The sequence below is a fragment of the Capsulimonas sp. genome (assembly GCF_039929585.1).
Classification (GTDB): Bacteria; Armatimonadota; Armatimonadia; order Armatimonadales; family Capsulimonadaceae; genus Capsulimonas.
In genome coordinates, this window is record NZ_JBDSQY010000345.1 from 1 (window position 1) to 18,884 (window position 18,884).

At 56.3% G+C, this 18,884-nt stretch carries 21 protein-coding genes and 3 pseudogenes; 3 read left to right on the plus strand and 21 right to left on the minus strand.

All coding sequences use genetic code 11. The features are described from left to right. The 3 genes and pseudogenes from ABIZ35_RS26445 to ABIZ35_RS26455 form a co-directional block, all read right to left on the minus strand. Window positions 1-260: pseudogene (locus ABIZ35_RS26445) on the minus strand (hypothetical protein); the annotation flags it as partial. 156 nt (window positions 261-416) lie between these two features. Continuing rightward, complete coding sequence (locus ABIZ35_RS26450) at window positions 417-3,149, minus strand: choice-of-anchor tandem repeat GloVer-containing protein (RefSeq protein ID WP_348222941.1); 2,733 nt, start codon at window positions 3,147-3,149, stop codon at window positions 417-419. Window positions 3,150-3,306: 157 nt separating this feature from the next. Further along, window positions 3,307-4,065, minus strand: a complete 759-nt coding sequence (locus tag ABIZ35_RS26455; protein WP_348222942.1) for a lysophospholipid acyltransferase family protein — start codon at window positions 4,063-4,065, stop codon at window positions 3,307-3,309. 215 nt (window positions 4,066-4,280) lie between these two features. Here ABIZ35_RS26455 and ABIZ35_RS26460 point away from each other — a divergent pair, with 215 nt between their 5' ends. Further along, on the plus strand, window positions 4,281-5,096 hold the full coding sequence (locus tag ABIZ35_RS26460; protein WP_348222943.1) for a M23 family metallopeptidase: 816 nt from the start codon (window positions 4,281-4,283) through the stop codon (window positions 5,094-5,096). A gap of 85 nt (window positions 5,097-5,181) precedes the next feature. Further along, on the plus strand, window positions 5,182-6,141 hold the full coding sequence (locus ABIZ35_RS26465) for an ankyrin repeat domain-containing protein (protein ID WP_348222944.1): 960 nt from the start codon (window positions 5,182-5,184) through the stop codon (window positions 6,139-6,141). 20 nt (window positions 6,142-6,161) lie between these two features. On the opposite strand, the gene ABIZ35_RS26470 is transcribed toward ABIZ35_RS26465, so the two are convergent. From ABIZ35_RS26470 to ABIZ35_RS26555, 18 genes and pseudogenes are all read right to left on the minus strand, one after another. Beyond that, the gene (locus ABIZ35_RS26470) at window positions 6,162-6,776 is read right to left on the minus strand and encodes a hypothetical protein (RefSeq protein WP_348222945.1); all 615 of its coding nucleotides are present in this window, start codon (window positions 6,774-6,776) and stop codon (window positions 6,162-6,164) included. Between the two features lie 329 nt (window positions 6,777-7,105). Continuing rightward, window positions 7,106-7,618 (minus strand): SMI1/KNR4 family protein, encoded by a 513-nt coding sequence (locus ABIZ35_RS26475; RefSeq protein WP_348222946.1) that lies wholly within the window; start codon window positions 7,616-7,618, stop codon window positions 7,106-7,108. 38 nt (window positions 7,619-7,656) lie between these two features. Continuing rightward, window positions 7,657-8,331 carry a hypothetical protein gene (locus ABIZ35_RS26480; protein ID WP_348222947.1) on the minus strand — a complete coding sequence of 225 codons (675 nt, stop codon included), beginning with the start codon at window positions 8,329-8,331 and terminating at the stop codon, window positions 7,657-7,659. Between the two features lie 125 nt (window positions 8,332-8,456). Then, on the minus strand, window positions 8,457-9,656 hold the full coding sequence (locus ABIZ35_RS26485; protein WP_348222948.1) for a DUF4303 domain-containing protein: 1,200 nt from the start codon (window positions 9,654-9,656) through the stop codon (window positions 8,457-8,459). Between the two features lie 50 nt (window positions 9,657-9,706). Continuing rightward, a complete protein-coding gene (locus tag ABIZ35_RS26490) occupies window positions 9,707-9,940 on the minus strand; it encodes a hypothetical protein (RefSeq protein WP_348222949.1) in 234 nt (77 codons plus the stop codon). 224 nt (window positions 9,941-10,164) lie between these two features. After that, the gene (locus tag ABIZ35_RS26495) at window positions 10,165-10,632 is read right to left on the minus strand and encodes a GNAT family N-acetyltransferase (protein WP_348222950.1); all 468 of its coding nucleotides are present in this window, start codon (window positions 10,630-10,632) and stop codon (window positions 10,165-10,167) included. 78 nt (window positions 10,633-10,710) lie between these two features. Next, on the minus strand, window positions 10,711-11,187 hold the full coding sequence (locus tag ABIZ35_RS26500; protein ID WP_348222951.1) for a hypothetical protein: 477 nt from the start codon (window positions 11,185-11,187) through the stop codon (window positions 10,711-10,713). Window positions 11,188-11,283: 96 nt separating this feature from the next. Further along, window positions 11,284-12,072 (minus strand): hypothetical protein, encoded by a 789-nt coding sequence (locus tag ABIZ35_RS26505; protein ID WP_348222952.1) that lies wholly within the window; start codon window positions 12,070-12,072, stop codon window positions 11,284-11,286. A gap of 9 nt (window positions 12,073-12,081) precedes the next feature. After that, window positions 12,082-12,285 (minus strand): LPXTG cell wall anchor domain-containing protein, encoded by a 204-nt coding sequence (locus tag ABIZ35_RS26510; protein ID WP_348222953.1) that lies wholly within the window; start codon window positions 12,283-12,285, stop codon window positions 12,082-12,084. A gap of 25 nt (window positions 12,286-12,310) precedes the next feature. Next, complete coding sequence (locus tag ABIZ35_RS26515; RefSeq protein WP_348222954.1) at window positions 12,311-12,619, minus strand: hypothetical protein; 309 nt, start codon at window positions 12,617-12,619, stop codon at window positions 12,311-12,313. 30 nt (window positions 12,620-12,649) lie between these two features. Then, window positions 12,650-13,162, minus strand: coding sequence for an NUDIX domain-containing protein (locus tag ABIZ35_RS26520; RefSeq protein ID WP_348222955.1), 513 nt, complete (start codon window positions 13,160-13,162; stop codon window positions 12,650-12,652). After that, entirely contained in the window at window positions 13,143-13,619 is a 477-nt protein-coding gene (locus ABIZ35_RS26525; protein WP_348222956.1) for a hypothetical protein, read from the minus strand. The genes ABIZ35_RS26520 and ABIZ35_RS26525 overlap by 20 nt, the downstream gene beginning before the upstream one ends. Window positions 13,620-13,676: 57 nt before the next feature. Beyond that, window positions 13,677-14,558 (minus strand): hypothetical protein, encoded by an 882-nt coding sequence (locus ABIZ35_RS26530; RefSeq protein ID WP_348222957.1) that lies wholly within the window; start codon window positions 14,556-14,558, stop codon window positions 13,677-13,679. 48 nt (window positions 14,559-14,606) lie between these two features. After that, window positions 14,607-15,032 carry a hypothetical protein gene (locus tag ABIZ35_RS26535; RefSeq protein ID WP_348222958.1) on the minus strand — a complete coding sequence of 142 codons (426 nt, stop codon included), beginning with the start codon at window positions 15,030-15,032 and terminating at the stop codon, window positions 14,607-14,609. Further along, window positions 15,025-15,105, minus strand: a pseudogene (locus tag ABIZ35_RS26540) (SEC-C metal-binding domain-containing protein); the annotation flags it as partial. The gene ABIZ35_RS26535 and the pseudogene ABIZ35_RS26540, both read right to left, overlap by 8 nt. A 249-nt stretch (window positions 15,106-15,354) precedes the next feature. Then, a pseudogene (locus ABIZ35_RS26545) lies at window positions 15,355-16,110 on the minus strand (tetratricopeptide repeat protein); the annotation flags it as partial. Window positions 16,111-16,236: 126 nt separating this feature from the next. Next, entirely contained in the window at window positions 16,237-17,301 is a 1,065-nt protein-coding gene (locus ABIZ35_RS26550) for an SEC-C metal-binding domain-containing protein (protein WP_348222959.1), read from the minus strand. A 92-nt stretch (window positions 17,302-17,393) separates the two neighbouring features. Further along, complete coding sequence (locus tag ABIZ35_RS26555) at window positions 17,394-18,173, minus strand: aspartyl/asparaginyl beta-hydroxylase domain-containing protein (RefSeq protein WP_348222960.1); 780 nt, start codon at window positions 18,171-18,173, stop codon at window positions 17,394-17,396. A 170-nt stretch (window positions 18,174-18,343) separates the two neighbouring features. On the opposite strand from ABIZ35_RS26555, the gene ABIZ35_RS26560 reads away from it, so the two are divergent. Then, entirely contained in the window at window positions 18,344-18,727 is a 384-nt protein-coding gene (locus ABIZ35_RS26560) for a hypothetical protein (RefSeq protein WP_348222961.1), read from the plus strand. Window positions 18,728-18,884 lie beyond the last annotated feature (157 nt).

Here is an 18,884-nt window from a genome sequence, read left to right on the forward strand (position 1 = left end):
ATGGACGAGAACAAGCCGGTCCACAAACACATTGTATTCCACGCTTGGCCGGGGGGCGCTTGATATACGGGTGTGTGATAGTAGCTCGAAAGGACGGGAGGCGGATTGGGCGCGGGATTGCGCCCCGCCCAGAGGCCAACGCCCGCCACAAGGAGGCCGAGCAGCACGCTGCACATGGCGTGCATTTCGGGGCTGATTGTTATCATGGGCGCGGGCGGCGGCGCGTTTTCGGGCTGATCGTTATCAATAATCTCTTTCACAAATTGTCCTAATCCTCAAGTGTCTACTTATTATAGCGCCTACTCGCTTAGTTTTGACGACAGCATCATTTGGGCCCGAGTTGCCAGCGCAAAATAAGAGGGGCAGAGAGATTGCTCTCTCCGCCCCACTCATCATATAGGTTTGGCTGATCGTGTCTACGGCGTCACTTGGAATGAGATAGAACTCGTTGCGGTTCCGCCGGGGCTTGTGATTTTGACCGGTCCCGTGGTCGCGCCCTGGGGGACGGTGGTGTAGATCAGCGTGGGCGAGGCGACCGTGAACTGCGCGGGCTTGCCGTTGAAGAGGAAGCTGGTGACGCCGGTGAAGTTTGCGCCGGTGAGAGAGACCGCCGCGCCGACGTGGCCGGAGCCGGGATGGATGCCGGTCATTGTCGGCGTCGGAGCAACGGTGAACGTTCCCTTCGTGGAGTTTCCGCTGGGCGTGGCGACCGTGATATTCCCGGTCGTCGCGGCGCCTGCGGGGACGGTGGCGTTGATGACGGCATCGCTCATGATTTTGAAGGATGCCGGCGCGCCATTGATGGTGACTGCGGTCGCGGTCGCGAAGTTTGTGCCGACGATCGACACGATCGTCCCTTTACCCGCCATCGGAGTGAAGCGCGCGATCGCTGGGAAGTCCACGTCGAGAAGGAAGACGGAGCCTGAATCTCCTTCGTAGCCTGCCTGCGCCGTTCCATAGAAGTTACCGTCAGGGCCGAAAGTCAATCCCGTGGAAACCTTGGAGAAGGTCCATCCATCAAAAGCGTAAAGCAGCGACGGCGCCCCGTTTGTGATGCGGTACAGAGTTCCCCCGCCTTGCGGGCCCGCGCTGGTGGTAGCTCCATAGAGCACGCCATTCGGTCCGAGCGTGAGCGGACTGTAGGGGTGGCTGCCGGTCGATGCGGTGAAGCTGAAGACGTTGGAGACAACGCCCGCCGTCGTGACTTTGAACACCGAACCCAGCGCCAATGCGCCGCCGGCCGAGGCCGTTCCATAAAGATTGCTATCGGGGCCGAACACCAAACCTTGGCGCGGATTGGCGCCCTGCGCGACCGTGAGCGCATGGGTCCATAGGACCGCCCCTGTGGCCGTCATGGCGAATACTGTCCCTTGATCGTTCACGCCGCCTTGCAGCGTCGTGCCGTAAAGCGTCCCGTCCGCGCCTTGCGTGAGCGTGCAGTAGGGGTGCAGGCCGGTCGCCGACGAGGTGAAATCACTCAGGACCGTGAACGCTCCGCCGGGCGTGATCTTGAAGACGTTGCCGCCGCCGGAAGGGCCGCCGCCGCTCATCGTCCCGTAAAGATTTCCATCGTGCCCAACAATCAAGGCCGCTCGCGGCGCGTAGCCGTGTGCGCTGTCCAGCTTGTAAATCGATGTCACCTGGGTGAGGGCGGGGCCGACGGGAAGATTGAACTTGTAGATCGAGCCGTAATTGGTTGTCCCGTAGAACGTTCCGTCCGCAGTCTGCACTAATCCGCCGGCCGGGTTGACGCCGACGAGCGAATCCCCGCCAAAGTGATAGAGTGTCGTCTCCACGCCGTCCAGCGATTGCCGGAAGATCGTTCCCCTACCATATTTCCCGCCGTAGTATGTGACGCCGTAGAAGTTTCCATCCAGGCCCCGCAGCAGGGGAGCCAGGGGCGTCGTCCCATCTTTGTCAAAGCTGACTACCGTCGCCTTCGCGCCGCCGGCCGCGAATTTGAAGACGGAGCCGAGGCCAGGATACGCGGTCTCTTTAAAGCTGCCATAAAAAACGCCGTTGGCGCTCTGGAAAAAGTCGTTGGCCGTCGAATAATCTCCGTTGTTATAGGAAAACGTGTAGACCGGCGTCACCGTCGCCGCGCCCGGTGAGAATTTGTAGATGTTCTTGGTGGTCGCGCCGTAAAGGAACCCATCGGCTGCGGCGGTGAGTGAGTTTACTGGGAACGGTCCGTCCGCGCCTCCAGGAAAGTTGTAGACGATGCTGAGAACGTCGTTCGTAACTTTGAAGATCACTCCCCGCGAAGCGACTTTATCCACGGTCGCGACGCCGTAGACATTCCCATCTTTCCCCAGGGTCAGTGGGCTCTGATACAAGCGTACATTCGTAACCGTTGGCTGGATGTCCGGCAGATTGATAACGGAGTAGTCTCCGGCTGCGGAGAATTTCAAGACCGTTCCATCGCCAATGGACCCGCCGGCCGCCATGCGGAGGAAAAAACGGTTGTCGCTGGGCCGGAAGATTGGCGGGCCGATTGCTCCGGAGCCCATGGCGTCCGTGAATTCCAGAACGAACGTCATGACGCCGTCGGCGGACAATCGGTAGACGCCGGATTTCCCGGTCGCGTCGCCGGCGTAAGCCACTCCATAAAGATAACCATCCGCGCTGTTCAAGACCAGGCCAGGGATCGGAATGCTTGCGCCTTTGTGGGAGTGATCGTAGGCGTAAATGACGGTTGCCACTCCCGAGGGTGTGATCTTCATGATGTCGCCATAGCCGGTCTGGCCACCATCACCCGTCTGACCGCCGCAGATCGTGTAAATGCAGCCGTCGGAACCGAGCGTCAGCGCCCCGATCGGGTTGACCGGGTCCGCCGCCGTCGAAGGAGCGTCCGCAGCAGAAGCGCCGAAGGTGTAAATGATCTCGAATCGGCCGTTAGGCGAAATCTTAAAGAGCGTCCCTGCATCGTAGTCGCCGCCAAATTCTGTCGTTCCATAGACAGTTCCATCCGGCGCTTGAACCATTCGCATGTAAGGATTCGCTGCGTCGGCGATTGGGCTGAAGGGATGAACAATACTGACGCTCTGCGCGGCCGCCGGCAAGATTGCAGATGCGCAAAGACCGGCCGTCGCCAGAAAGAAAGTACTTGCGAGAACAGACTGGCGGCGGTAGTGAGGGAATACGGACATGAGATTTCCTTGACGGGTGAAGGGCGGCGACTTGCCGACGAGACAAAAAATAACTGTGTGGCGAGATGAGCTCAGCGAACCATGTTAAGTTTATCGCCATTATTTTACCATAGGGATGACAGTAAAGTTGCGGGCGCGTGAGTAATTTATGAATTTGTCAGGCGGCTTTGTCTGCATTCGCGAGGTTTTGCAGCGATTGGAGGCTCTGGCGGATTTCTTCCGTGATCTGCTGTTTGCTAAGTCCATCCGTCAGGATGGGCTCACCGAAGCGAACGTCCACACGCTGGCCGGGACGCCAGCTGTTGCATCCGGTGACGTAGGCGGGGAGGACGGGAATTCGGTGACTGCGCGCGATGTGGGCGGCGCCGGTTTGCAGGGGGCGGTCGGCTTGGAATTCTTGGAAGACGTTGCCTTCCGGGAAGATGAGCAGCGGCTCGCGGCGCGCGACGATCCGAGCAACTGATTTAAGAAAGTCCCGCCGGCATGCGCCCTTTTTCAGATCGATGGGTACGTAGCCGCCCGCCTCCATCTGGCCACGTGTCAGCGGCTGCCGGACGTTTTCCTGCAAAAAGCGCATCGGCCTGGACGTGTACCATTGATCCCGTCCGTATTTCGCGACGATGTGAATCCATTGCCGCGTGTGCTCATGGACGATCCGCTCGAAAACAAAGCCGTCGATGGAATGGTTGAACCGCCGCATCGGCTTCCAGGTGAATATCTTCAGCAGAGAGTCCTGGGAACGAACGTGGTTGCAGACGAGAATATAGCTGCGGCCCTGCATCTCCAGAAGATGTTCGGCGCCCTCTGTGTGAATATCGAAGAGGCGCACGCGCTTACGTGTATAACCGAACATCAGATATTTGAGCGCGACAAGAGCCCAAATCCGTCCGATAAGCCGCATGGTAGTACTGATCATAGTGCTTGACTTACATGTGCTCGTAAAACAGTTTCACTGATTGCAGAAAACGGTTTCAGAGACTACTTCATTATATACGACAATTGTCGGATTGTCGAACACAAAAGCAGAGGCCGTCAAATTTTTAACCCTCCAATTTCCGCGTGACCTGCCATATAATAAAATGTCGGCCCGCTTCCCCGTAAGCGACCAAATTATTGAAAGGCAGTCTCTCCGTGTTCAAGCTCTTGTCCGCCATGGAGTTCTTGCTTTGCCTCGCCGCGCCTGCTCGCGCCGGCAGCGATCCCAGCATCACGGTCAAGCCCGTTCCCGCCGGTTCCGGCGTTTGGCTCGTGGCGCAGTCCGCGAACATCACCCCTTTTACGGTGACACTGAATGTCACGGGGGATAATATCGTCTCATCGCGCAAGCGTTCGATCACTTTAGATTCTTTTGGAAAGCGTTCGATCCCAGTTCTTTATTTGAAGGCGGAAGATCCCAAACTGCCGTGGAATTATCGATTTGTGTTCCAGGCGCACGCGGGCGAGCGCCGCAGGGGCGCGCTGAAGCCATACGTGTACGCGCTGCCGTACGCCAATTCCAATTATCGGGTGTCGCAGGGAAATTTAGGGACGTTCAGCCACTTTCGAGGATCTCAGTGCGAGTACGCCATCGACTGGGCGATGCCCGTCGGCACAGTCGTGCGCGCAGCGCGGGGCGGAACCGTGGTCGCGGTGCGTTCTGATTCCGACCGAGGCGGGCCGGATCCATCGTTCGCCAATGACGGGAATTACGTGATCGTCAAACATGGCGACGGAACGTTTGGCGAGTACTGTCATTTGAAGCTTCACGGAAACCTCGTCGCGCTCGGCCAGCGCGTCGCCGCCGGTCAGCCGATCGCTCTCTCTGGAAATACCGGACACTCCACCGAGCCACACCTGCACTTCGACGTCTTTAACAACATTACCGGCTCCCAGCACGTGACCATCCCCATCAAGTTCAAGACGCGCACCGGCGAAGTCGTCGTTCCCCATCAGGGCGAGACATACTAACTTTGTCGTTTTACATGTTTATTGAGGGAGGATTTCAGAGCGCCGAGCGATAAATAACGGGCATTCGCCGCAAGGAGTGACGCCCATGTCCCGAAGTTCGGTTTTCGTGAAACCCATTCTCTCACTGCTCGTTCCTATCACGCTTTTTGGCGTCGTTCCTGCTGTCCATGGGCAGGGGAACGATGCCGCCGCGACCGTGACGGCGGAGCAGGCAAATCCCAACGTTTCGCTCTGGAACGCCGTTCATACGGGCAATGTCGCGGCGGCGAAGGCGGCGCTGGACGCCGGGGCCGGGCCAAACTGGAGCCGGGGACCGGAGCCTAATCAGGAATTAATGAACCTCCCCGTCCTGATTGAGGCGCTGAATCGTCAGGACACGCCGATGGTTACGCTCCTGATCACACATGGCGCCGACATCAATACTCGCACCAGCTCCAGTTATCCACTGCTCGCCGCGCTTGGCCCTAAGGCCCCTCTGGCGCTGGTCAAGGTTTTACTGGACGGCAAAGCGAACACAGAAGCGAAGGGCAACGATCAAACCACGCCGCTGGCGCATTTTTGCAGTTATGGCCGCATGGATGTCGTGAAGCTGCTTTTGGCGCATCACGCCAACATCGAAAGCCGGGACAGCTTCGGCATGACGCCGGTTTTGACGGCGATCTCCGCCGGCAATCTTCCTCTCGTGAAGTTCCTAATCGCGCAGGGCGCCAATCTCTTTCAGACCACCGATAACCGCTCCACGGCTCTGCACATCGCGTCGATCAATCCGAAGAACGCGCCCATCCTTCGCTACTTAATGCAGCGTGGTTTTGAAGTGAATTTGAAAGATGGGGACGGCCTGACCCCGCTTCACGTCGCGGTGAATTATGGTTCTTTAGAGAACGTCAAGTTCCTGCTCGCCCACGGCGCCGACATCCACACCCGCGCCAAAGATGGAAAGACGCTCATCGCCGGCGTTTACGACAACGAGCAGAACTCACCCGAACTCGTGAAAAACGCCAAAGCCATCATCGCCGTCCTCAAAGCCGCCGGCGCAAAGAGCTAAGCCAACTATAAAAGGCGCATTTACTCTGCGTGTTCCGCCCTGTTTTCCGGTCGCGGGCTGCGGCTCCAGAAGCGGCCAAATGCTGGAATGTCGGGAAGCGAATCCAGGTCTCGTTCAAAAACTCCGAGCGCATCGAAGATTTGATCTGTTTGCCCGTCTTTTTCCGGATCCCGTGTGACCGTCCAGATGATACCATCGTCCATTCGCAGTATTGACTGCTGATCGCCGCGCATCACGAACGCCTCCCAGTCGAACGCCATCATGAAACAAAGTAAATTTGCGCACATGTAGGCATCGGAGGCGTTCGCGAATGTAAATGCATATCCTGGGGCGTCTTCTAAAGAACGTCTCTCGCCCCAAAACTCGCGAAATTCCCGAAAGATTGTCTCTTCCTCATCCTTATGAAATGGCCAAGCGCTGAACCAAAGAAGCACATCCGATCCTGTGATCCACTCGGTGAGCTGATGAGCAAGCACCATTTGATTTCTTGCTTCGGTCGGCGTCTCATAAACCCGTATATATTCGAGTTTGGGCATATCGACCCAGCCGGGATGAGACACGGAGTCAACGATTGAGAAGTCAAATCCTCGCGAAGACAACCACTCCGCGCTCTCCGCTTGAGACAATATTTTCATAATTTTCTCTTACTCATTACTCCCTCCACCAAGCGAACAAATGCTGTGGCTCGCACGCAAACGTGAGCCAGGAGGTGGCGGCGAGCAGCCAGCGTTGCCCCGGAGTGATTTGTCCCCAGAGACGCACTGTATACACATGAACACAGTAAACTTTAGCGCGAAGTGTTTGGTCCCGCGCCGTATTTCCGCCCCGCCGTGTCCATAGAGACGCTCTGCGACAATGCTCGCCCGCACCGCCCAGGTTGGCTCAGTCTCCTGTATACTTGCTGTCGATTGGCGCGCTGGCTGCGGTGTGCTGTCGAAATCCATAGGCATTTATTACGTCCGCGTCACTGGTTATCCTGCATGTGAAAAGGCTCAAAGTAAACGCCTGCTGGTCTGGGGTCCTCGTCTTCTTCGTCCTCGCCGAAGAGTTTCTCCCAGTGAAGCATCCAATCGATCGCTTCGCTTAAACTGGAGCCAATTTCCAATATTTTATGGTCGTTCGCGGGCAGTAAATATAACTTCTTAGGGATCGATGGGTGAAAGATGACCTCGTCACCGTTTCCTGTATCCGCCACAATGATCGATTCCAGAACCCGTTCTTTGGTCAGGACATCACTCCCTTCGCCCCAAAAGTAAAACTCGCGCCAGCGCTCTTGGGTCGTTTTGTATTCGCGTCCAATACGATTGGGAGAATAAACGCGGATTGTGTCGTTCAGGATGCCAAGACCGAGTGTGGTCATGAATTCCTGATAACCTAGCGGCATGATCGTTCCGAGGTGATTTTCCAGTTCGAATACAGATTCTTGAGAAAATAAAACCAGACTGTCGCTGCTCAAGTGAACGCTATTAAAATCCAAAATCAAATTTCCTCATTCCCCACAGGTCTATATAAAACTTAAGGCTTTGCGGGAGATACGATCGTCGGCGTGTTTTGAAAGTTCTCAAGGGGATCGGATGCTTGGGCCGGTAGGATTTGAATCGTCGCGACATTTGACACGATCTTGACCACTTGCTTTGCGTCGTGCGAGGTGACGCCAAATGTCAGTGTGACTGCGTATGAGCCCGCCAAGCTCAAGTCGAATATTCGGCTCAGCCAGAAATGGTAAATTGCACTGCCGCCTTTATCCAAAGTCACACGAATGCTGCGATTGCGAAAGAAATTTCCGATTATCGGCAAATCAGAAACGGAAGCGCTCGCGTCGTGCTGTACGGTCTTTCCATAAGATGTCAGCGGAACATCGTGACCGGCTGCGTCCTTCACCTGAATATCGAAGTATTGTCCGGCGCTCATGTAATCCGCCACTAATCGCGGCTCTCGTGTCGCCGTCTCATCAGACGCAAGGCGCATGAGAGTCGCGTCCAGCATGACGCGGTCACCGACATGGTAGTCCAATGAATGAGATTCCGCCTTTACCTGAAGGCCCTCAACGATGTTTCCCCAATTGCTGCTGGACATCAAAGCCGTTTCTGATTTCTCTGTCGCGATCGTCGTGTCGCCCCAGGCGTGCGTTGTCGCCAGCATCATCAGACTCATCGAAATCGCTAACCTCAATATGGCGTTTGTCTTCATCTTTTTACTCCTGCGGCATGGTACTCTCGAACTCGTAACGCTAAGAGGCTGCGGGATTAGGAGGGGCTTCAAATTTCTTATTGCGGAGATTGAAGCGGTTCTAAAAGGCGCTATACTTAGCTCGCTTAAGCGCGCTTCATCTCTTGGGCAACTCGGAAGGCGACGCTCGGTGGGTTGAGAGTCGAGATTGTTTTCTCAAGTATTCGCTCATCTTCTCCGAACGCCACCCCGATAGCGATTTTGTTTCTCATCTCGCCCTCGCCGAAGCACTTCTGCTTATCGAGACGGCGAAGAACCTCAATACAGATCTCAATCATATCGTCATCCTCGACCTCGAAGATGCGTTCCTCGAATGGGAAGGTTACGGCTTTTGAGAAATCACGCTTGTCATAATCCGAGAAGTCGTAGCCATCCCACGGATTCCACTTGAGTGTCTCACGAAGCGAAGAGAGTGAGGCTGCGTCTTGGCTGCTATCGCCTTCGCTCGCATACTTACGTGTGGTCCGATCCAGCATTTGCTCCGTGCCGAACGCGCTGGCGCCGTACTCGCTGTTTTGTAAGGGGGTAAGCACAAATGCATAGCAGTCTTCGCCGACATGCTTTGACTGAAACTTCAAGAACCATTCGGTGTTAAGAAACACGAGTTCCGCCGTCATCTGTTCCGCCCAACGGGCTTTCGCGGAGCTTGCGCTCGGATGCGAACGCCGGTAGATGACGACGGTGTTTCCGTGTGCGTCGTGATCGGCATAACGCACGATTTCAATTAGCCCCATATCGTCATAGTGGACAATATCGGTTAGCCCTTCTTTCCGTCCACCCCGGTTCAGCGTGTTATTCATCCGCAGGCGAACCAAACGCCCCATTTCGTATTCGTAATAATGGAAGGTCAAGCCCGCCATTTGGTAGTGATATTCAGCGGTGACTTGACCGTTCTGAAGCACCAGGCGCTTGACGAAGGTCATTGGCTTCCGTGAGGAATGATGATAGTGGTGGATGTCGATCTGATGATCACCATATTGATAGAATGTCTCGTACGCCTGAACGCCGCTAGTCAACGCGATGTACCGGCGCACCGCGATGACCCGGTCCTGCGCGTCAAATCCATATTGGAAATGCCCATCCACATCCGCCGGCGCTTCCGCAAGCACCTGACCTGGTTCTGTGTGGCTCAACTCAAAATGGAGCGGCTCGAGTCGATATCGCTCGCCGGCCGTCCACTCCCAGCGGATGACCTGCGCTTCTGTCTGCTGTTTCACGACCGGGTATCCCTGTGAGCCGTTCGCCAGTACGCTTTTTAGTTCCGCGGCGATTGTTTCTTCAGACATTCAGTGCTTCTCCTTGAAATTCGCTCTGCTCTATATTTGCCCTGGGCCTGCTATATTCCAAGAACCAGCAGCGATTGATGTTCACGCTCCGCCTGCTCGGCCATCCGCAGAATGAGCAGTCCCACCGTCTCCAGCTCGTTGCGCACTCTGCGCCATTTCGATCGCCAATCTCCCAAGAATTCATCGCACTCACCGATAAAATATCGATTGATCGCTGCTTCGAACTGTTTTGGCGTCCGGCAGGACCGAATGGACTGTATTCGCTCCACAAGCGCGTTTTGCAAACGAATTAAATTCTTGCCATGGTACTCGGTTGGGCCAAAATAAGCGAAATTCGGATGACCCAGCGTCAAAGCTGAGACGAAGATGGAGACTATCGAATCTGGAAATAGACGCGCCTCTGAGTGATGGAAATACTCGCTTTTCACACTGCGGCGGCGATCCCAGCACTTGCCTGTGGGGACGATTAAAAAGTCGAAGCGAGGACCTTTGAATTGGGAGAGAAGTTTTAGCATTTGATCCAATAGCGGCGTACGAGGCATTGGTAGTGGTCGGAATGGAGCTCACGCTCCAGCACGCCGCCGCAGCGTTCGATGGTGCGCCAGGACGCCGGGTTGGCGGCGTCCGCGCACAGCAGCACTCTCGGGACGCCAAGCTCTTGAGCGCGGGCTAATCCTGCTTGCAGGCAGGCGACGCCATAACCGCGCCCCCGCTGCGCGGGCGGAACGTCGTACCCAATGTGCCCTGCTTCATTCGCCAGGAACGGCGTGTCGATGTGATGCCGCACTCGCACAATGCCCGCCATGGCGCCCTCCTCGTCCAGCAGCCAGCGGTGCGAGCAAGGGACTAATCCCGGCGATAGGTTTAGGCCACATTCTTCGTCGAGTAAGCCTTGAACGTAAGCTGCGAAATCGATGCGAGCGCCATTGTAGAACTCGCCGTTCTCGGGATCGTGCGCATCATAATCGCTCAGCATCCGGAGAAACGGATTCTCGAATTCGATTTTCGGTTTGGTGATAATAGTGTTACCGCAGCCTTGAATGATCGTCGCTGATTACTGCGCGTCTTCCCTGTGGCGAGACAGGAACGGATCGGCGTTTTGCTCGACTTCGGAGGCGGTGACGAAGATCTTTTCCGGGCCGCCGTCCGGTGATAATCCGGTCAATTCCGTTCTCTCACCCGGCTTGAAAAGCTTAATCGTTTGCAGGCTTTGCGGCTTCCCATCGCGTGTCCGGATCAGCACGAGACCGATGATGAAGTTGTGATCGTCACTCATCCGCGAGCGGACGGTGGCGCTGAGGGTTTCCGACGCAGGTGAAGTTGCTTCCACGCGGCTTGTCGTGAGCTGATCCGGCGCCGCCGTGACCGTCAGCGACTTGGCGGGAGTGGCCGCCGTCGCGGCCCATTCAATCTTTACCTGGACTTGCCTTGTCGTCGGCGACGCACTCTCCGGCGCCGTTCGGCCGGAAGTCGCGAGGCCAAGCGCGGCGGCGGCCAGAGCCGCCAGAATGATTCCCTGTCGATTTCGCATGATGCCCTCCTGGAACGGCTCGATCGATGGATGAAAGGCCAGTATTTCGTCCGCACGTCGTACTCTGACCGTTTCCCGCGGAGAGCCCTTCATGAGTTACCGAGGCATGGTGACGGCGGCCTCCCAGACTTCCTCTTCCAAGTCATGTTGATTCGCGGCGTCCACCACGCCCCGGGCACAGGCCACAACCGCCCATCCGGCATCGTAATCAAACGGCGCCTGCTCTTCCGAACCGTTGTAAATCACTTTCGCCGTGTTCTCGGTCAAGACCAGCATCCACCCATAAAGCTCGCTGCTGTCAGGCTGTTTGTCGTTTTGCAGAGTCAAGGCGCGGACGGCCGAGAAAGCATCGTGCGCCTCGCGCCATCGGTTGGGATCATGCGCCAGTGTGCGGACATGCTCAAACTCGGCGACTGGAGGAATGAGCGGCAGACACGCTTCCAATATCCCGACCGCCCAAAGCGGACGCTTCTTCACGGGGAGCTGATCGTAGAGAATCCGGCCCGCCTCCATCGCCTGGCCCGACTGCCAATAACTGCGCGCTTCGTCGACTTGTCTCATCTCAGATTCCTGATTCGGGACAATCGTCTGCCTTGGAGGCGGCGGCCAAGCGCCCGCCGGGACCGGCGCTGCGACACCCTGCTTGGCTCGTTGTCTTCGGACAAGCAGCCCCGCCACCAGTCGAAAGGCTCCGAAGAGGCCGATGACCAATGAGGCAAGCATCCATACCATCAGAAATACAGTGTAAGCCATTCCGAAAAAGGGATTTAGCCAACTCGGCGAGTCGACGGTGATCGTTCCTAAACCAAGCGCCAGCCCCCGCCCTATAAGGTTCATTCCGATGGCGACGGCGATCAGGATCAAGCCGCTTTTTATTTTGGACACATAGACCTCTTACAAGCGCTTACGCAAAATCACAAATGCGATCCCGCCCAGCAGGAGAGGCGCCGCGCCAACCAAAATCAGCGGAATAACGGAACTATCCCTCAGGATTGTGTACGTGTGGCGTAGGGACACGCCGACAAGGCCGATCCCAACGGCGAAGAGCATGGCGAAGGTTATGTAAAAGACGAAGTACCCGCGCAAGGTCAATTTCATGGTTGTTTTACTCGCTCTCTATCACTTAGAACAGATACAAAGCTCCATGTCTTGCAATCGTGACTATCGAGCCGATCCATGTCACCACGGCGGCGACTACCGCCCAGCGAGCCGTCAGTGCGGGCAGACGATCCCCTCGGGCGGCCAGATATCCAAACGATGGAACGACTAACGCCAGCGGTGTCCCAAAAACTACCATCTGCTCAATCATCAACGCGGGAGTTCCGCATGGATAATGGCGCGCGCCTGCATATTGAGACGTCAGGAACATCGTAGAGGCGGTAATGATAGAGCACTCGATAACAGTCAGGATCGATGCTTTCAAAGGTGACATAGGTTTTGATGGCCTCCCGATGCGATTGGATCAATCGACGAGCAATTCTAGAACAAGCGGCTCCGTGGGAGCGCCGTGCGCAAGGTATCGGCTGACGATTGACGCCAGCGATACGGGCGTCAGCCGCTCTTCGGAATGGTCGAGATCGTCGGCTCGCCACCAATGGAACCGATCGAGTGATTGGGATTCGATGGCGTCCGTCATCACCGGCTCAAATCGATCTGTGTGAACGATGTGATATTGCTCTCGTTGTCGAATACGTTTGCCTGCCCAGTTGAACGTATGCTGACGCAGCCATACAATTGGCCCCATGGTGAGGTCTTGTAAGCCGAGTTCCTCCATCAGCTCACGCCGCAGCGTATCCTCGTGCGACTCGCCAAGCTCCTGGCCGCCTCCGGGCGTAATCCAGAACGGCGCCGCGCCATCTGGAGGGTTAATCTTCAGCAGCAAAATCTCACGATCCGACGTAAGCAAAATCGCGCGAATCGCAAAGCGTTCGATTTCAGTTGGATCTGCTGTCGGCTCATGTATCATAGTCGCCATCCCATGGATCGGTAAACACAAAGTCGTTAGGCAGTAGTGTGACCGTTTCGTAAATCGTCCCGTCGTCTTCGCTGATGTGTGACGTGTCCAGCAAGCCGAACGCGCGGCCGTCGACCTGTACGGAGAACAGCCGTACTTCAATGTCTTCTCGGGTGATCGGTCCCAGGGCGGCGAGCATCTCCTCGATCCATCCCCACGCTCGCTCCGCGACTTGATCCTCGCCATCCGCCGTGACGCCCGCGAAACGAGCGTCCGTATTTACATGGTGTCCGTCTGTGTCGAACGTGTGCAGTACGGCGTACCATCGCTTATGCTTCTGCCAATCGGAAGCGAAGATCTCCGGCAGCGTTGCGACGACGAACGCCATAAATTGGCCGTCGTCATCTCCATGTCGCCCCACGTTCTCGGTATGATAATCCGCAAGATAGCTGACTTTGATTTTGTCTGGGATCGCCATGCTGTTCCTTTGTTCCGTTAAGATTGAGACCGTTCTTTGGTGTCGTCATCTGTGTGCTTAGGGCGAAACTGAAATCGTCCGTTCCTCGCCGTTCCATAAGGAGACATGTATCGATCCGTCGTCGGCAAATGCGATGCTGGTCACGGCCTCGTAAGATGCTTCATCCGGATCATCCGGAGTCCAGCCCTCAGGCACGGACATAGTCAAACCCACGGAATGATACGAACCCGTCATGACGTTTCCAATAACGATGGAGCCAAACTGGAACTCGCCACCCGGGGAGGGCGCGCCCTCATCGTCATACGGATCGGCTTCGGAGTCTTCGCCATCGAACCACCAGAACGGCTCTGCGCTGCTCAGAGCAAGATAGCGTCCATCCGGACTGAAGAGTGGACCTTTGCCTATGACGCCGCCCAAGCCATAACCTGCATTGGGGACCTGACGCAGATTTCCATCTTGCCACGTAACCTGCTCCACGCCTCCCTCATTTTGCTCATGCCAAACGATGAAGCCCAGAGGGGCGGTAGGGGAAACGACAACGTGTGAAACCCATCCAGTAGGCAAAGTCAGGGGGGCTGAGGCAGTTCGCTCCGCTGCCGGCCACGAGAGTCGTTCCACGAAATAAGAAAACTCCCGCTGGAGCGGCGATACGATCTGAACGCCGCCGGCATTATGCAAACGTGGGTCTGGATGGTATTCTTCGCGGACTGCCAGGATTTCCATTCCGTCGGGCAGCCAGGAAAGCGCGCTGATATCGCCAGGATTCCATACGATCTTCTTAGTGTGCGCGTTCCAAATGGCGGCGCGGTTCTTGCCGCCGGTATCCGTTTGCATCGCGAGGAACTCGCCAGTCGGGTGGCGATCGAGCAGAGCTTCAGGCGCTTCGCCATCGAGCGTTTCCCAGCTGTGATCCGGCTGTGGGAAATAGGAAATCGGCATGATTGCTCCCATCGATCGTTTTGATGAAATCTTTGCGTTGTGATGTTACTATCGCTGCCCGGTCAGCATACGCAATATTCGCTTCAGTGTCAGGCCATCTTGCCTCTGCTTCTGGGACTGTTTGCGCCGCTCACAATCCGCATGCATTTCTTCGATGCTCATAGGCTGGGAGATGTCAAGCCTGATCTGGCGTTCGCCGTTCCAACTGGCGAGCCGGTCCAGGATCAGTTGGCGCTCATCCGCGAGGATCGCCTCACCGGCAGGCGTCGTCCATGTCTGGAAATCACTCATCGACGCCAGCCAATCGAACTGCGGGACGCCGGAAAGCTCGAGATAAATGCTGAGGCGGCGCCCGGATTCCTCATAGATCAAATCTTGGCTTTTCCAGCTTGTGCTTTCCATGCGGAAAGTGAACTCTGATTGGAGAGGCATGATATTCTCTTTACCCGTCATGTCGTCTTCGAGATCACCCATGGCACTTCTTATACTTTTTGCCGCTGCCGCAGGGGCAGGGATCGTTGCGGCCGACACGTTTGCTTTGTGCGATCGGTTTTGGCAGCGCCGCCGCGAATCTTGTGGTCAATGGAACCGGAGGAGCGGGCCTCTGAACTTGGCGCTCTACCAGGGCAAACTCGTCTTTTTTGCCAAACTCTGTAAACAAATCCTGAAACATTTTGTGAAGCGGATCCCAATATCTTGTTTCTTGTTCCATACGCAATACCGCGAGAGTATGCTCGACCATCCCCGCATCATCGCCGGATTTGATGCAGAAAATTGCGGTCGTGATATGGGTTTCCACGCTCTCGGGGTCGAGGCGATGCAGTTCTTCCAGGAGCGCCCGCGCCTCGTCAACGCGGCCGAGGCGCAAATACAATTCCGATAATGCGCCGAGGACGGGCGCAAGATTCTCGGGATTGGCGATGCGCATGATGCGGCAGGCCCGCTCAGCTTCTTCGGGATCATCGTCGCCGAAAGATGCAATCGCCATCTCACATACCCAGGAAATCTCCGTGTCGCAGCACTGTTCAATCTGGTTGTATTGTATGGCCGTCTCATCTTGGGGCAGTGATTCCAAATAGTCGAGAAATGTTTTAAACTTTTCCTTCAGTTCCATGGGATTGGACGCAGCACCGTCTAGCCACGCCGCGCACTGCATCAGGTTGTCGGCAATAACTTCGGGGCACGGAATATCAGGCGTCAGACGTTCCCACAGGGTCATCGCGGAAATATAAAAGAAGTCGCTCCACAGGTCGTCCGAGGGGAAATCCGTGAGCCAATAATCCGCGAGGTCCGAGATCGAGCGGTATTGCGCTGCGAGATCGCGAAATCGCCATTCGTCCGCCTTGACCCCAAGACCGTTAATCGTCTCAAAAATATGCTCAGTCGTCCAGTCATCCAGCTTCGAAAACCGCCATCCCATTCCATCACGAATTTGGCGTTCGACGGCGTCGTTTACATTCGGGCCTTCGCCTGGCCGTAATCCCATAGGATAGACCGGAATCGTTCGAGCCAGCGGCTGTGTTGCTATAGAAATCGGTTCGGTCATATCCATGCCTCCTTGGGGGCTTTTTATGGGAATTCCATGTCAATCATCAGTGAGTCGAACCCATTTGTATGAACAACGTGATATTGCTCTTGCTGCGGAATGCGTTTGCCCACTCACATGGCGGCTTCGCATTCACCCATGGCATTTCTTGTACTTCTTGCCGCTGCCGCAAGGACACGGATCGTTGCGGCCGACACGGGTGCTTTGCGCGGGAACATGGGATATTGCGGCTGGAGCGAGAGGCTCCCGGGGAATTCGGATTCGGCCCTTCACGGCATCCAGATCGCTCTGCCGGCCTGCCGCCATGAACATCTTGGCAAGTCGAGTATAGATCGTATTCCAGTAACTGGGATCTTTTTCCAGCGTCAGCGCCTTGACCGCGTGTTCGACCATGCCTTCGTAATCCCCGACATGGTTGGCGAAGGCCGCCGCCGTCAAGTAGGTTTCCGGGGCGTCCGGTTCCCGGCGAAGCTGCTCCGCAAGAAGCGCGCGAGCGTCTTCAATATTTCCTTGCCGCGCGGTGATGAGAGCCATATCCCCGAGAAGAATGGCGCCGCCGGGCGGGCTTGCAAGCTGGACAATATGGTTGATCCGAGCCGCTTCCTCGGGATCGTTATCACCAAATAGCGAGATCGCCGTGCTGCAAATCCAAACGATGTCAGTCAGCAGAGAACGCTGAATGGCTTCGTATTGCTCCGGAATTTCGCTCTCGGGGAACGCCGTCAAATAGTCCGTGAAGACCTTCAAGTGCGTTTTGATCGTTTCTGGGTCTCGGTCGATTCCGTCCAGCAAATCAGCACACGTTTGCAAGACATCGGCGATGGTCTCCGGGGAAGCGATGTCGGGCGTGATGCGCCGCCAGAGCGCCTGGGCGCCAAGAAACGGGAAATCGCTCCAGAGGTCTTCGACGCTGAAATTCTCATCCCAAGTTTGCGCGAGTTCTTCAATGGAGCGATATCGGAGCGCCAATTCCCGGAAACGCGGTTCGTCAAGAGGAATGCCGAGCGCGCCGAACGTCTCAAAAATACGCACGGTCGTCCAGTCATCCAGCCCCATAAATCGCCACGCCATTCCATCCCGCTTTTGGCGCTCGGCTGCGTCCGTGGAATTCGGTCGGTCTTCTTTGCGCAGTCCGCCAGGATAGACAGGGATCGTGCGGGTTGGGGTATTGGGTACTGTCAAAGTTTGCTTGTCCATCTCGAATGCTTCTTAGCTCACTGCAAAAAAGGCGCGGAGGCTGATGGCGAACATCGCCGGCCTTCGCGCCTCCATTCTCGTAACTTTCGGCGTTAGCCCTTGACCACGTCCCAGTTCTTGTAGAACAGGAAGTTGACGCTGCGCAGGAAAAAGCGCGCGGTGGAGACGACTTTGCGGAAGAAACCCGGGACGAGCGAGGGGCGCAGGATGTCGATGAACATGTTATAACGCGGCTGCTCGGTTTCGTTGATCGATTGGTGCATCAGCGTGTCGTCGAAGATGAACAGCTTGTCGGTGCGCCAGTAGTTGTTCACCTTGCCCACCGTGATGTACGCCGAGTCGTCTTCCATTTGGTTGACGTTGTACAGAATGCGCAGGGTGGCTCGGAAGGGGCCGAAGTGCTTGGAGGTGGACTGCTTCTTGTTGAACACCGAGACGCCGATGGTCTGGATGTACTTGTAATCGGCGTGGAAATCCGGGATCTGAATATTGTTCTCCACGTTCTCGCCGTACCACTTGAAGAAGACCATGGTGCGCTTGTGCTCCTTGGCCGTCTCCTCCAGCTTTTCGACCAGGTTCTCGCGGACCGAGGCGTCCAGAACGCGGGTGATCTCTTCCTGGTATTCTTTCGGGAAATCCTCCAGCTTCCAGACGCCCTTGTTGACGTAGGGCAGCGACAGGAGGTCCAGCAGGGTGTTCAGCGGCGACAGCACCCAGGTCAGAATTCCGTTGCCGGTGAAGTAACGCTTGACGACGGCTTTGTCCGCCGGCTTGTTGCGCAGAACATCATAAGCGCCGGCTGCGGTGTACACCGCAGCGACGCCGGCGAGGACTTTGCCCGCCTTGATTGCGAACTTGATAAACTTTTCCACGAAATCTCCCTGTGTCGGCCTTGTCGTTAAATGGGTGGGGCGTTACGCGGAGCAAAGCCGCGCGTTGACGGTCCGTCAGACACGTCGCCGTGATCGTAGTATACCCGGCCCTTTTCGGAAAGGCGCCGAGCGAGTACAATGGACAGATCAGAATGTGGGAGAGGAATACGATGGGATTCTGGGATATGGGGCTGATCGCCGATGATACCGCCCTCGAAGTTTACGATCTCTATCTGGCGAGATACGACAGCGGCGCCGAGCACGCCGCAATCCAGGCGGAAATCGAGGAGCGCTACGCCGCCGTGTGGGATGACATCGAAGACGGATGCGTCGTCTGGTTCGGCCTCGCCCACGCGCAGTGGGAATGCGGCGCGCTTTCGCCCGAGTTTCTGGCGCACGTCGAGACGCTGATCAAGGGCAAGAAGGCGATCACGCACTGGGAGGAGATCGACGAGGACGATCGTCACAAGCGCAAAAGCGCCCTCGCCAGATTTCTCGGAAAGATTCAAACACCCAAAGCGAAGCCGCGCCGGCGCAGGACGAGGCCGCGATAAGTATGCCTGATTCCATCACAATCCTTCGTAGCGATATCCGCTGTCCCAAAAGAGAACGGAGTATGGTAAAAATACTTGAAATCGGGTAGGCAATCAGGCTTAGGAATCAGTCGATTCGATTTGGGTATACTTAAGGGATGAACGAGGATTTGCCCCA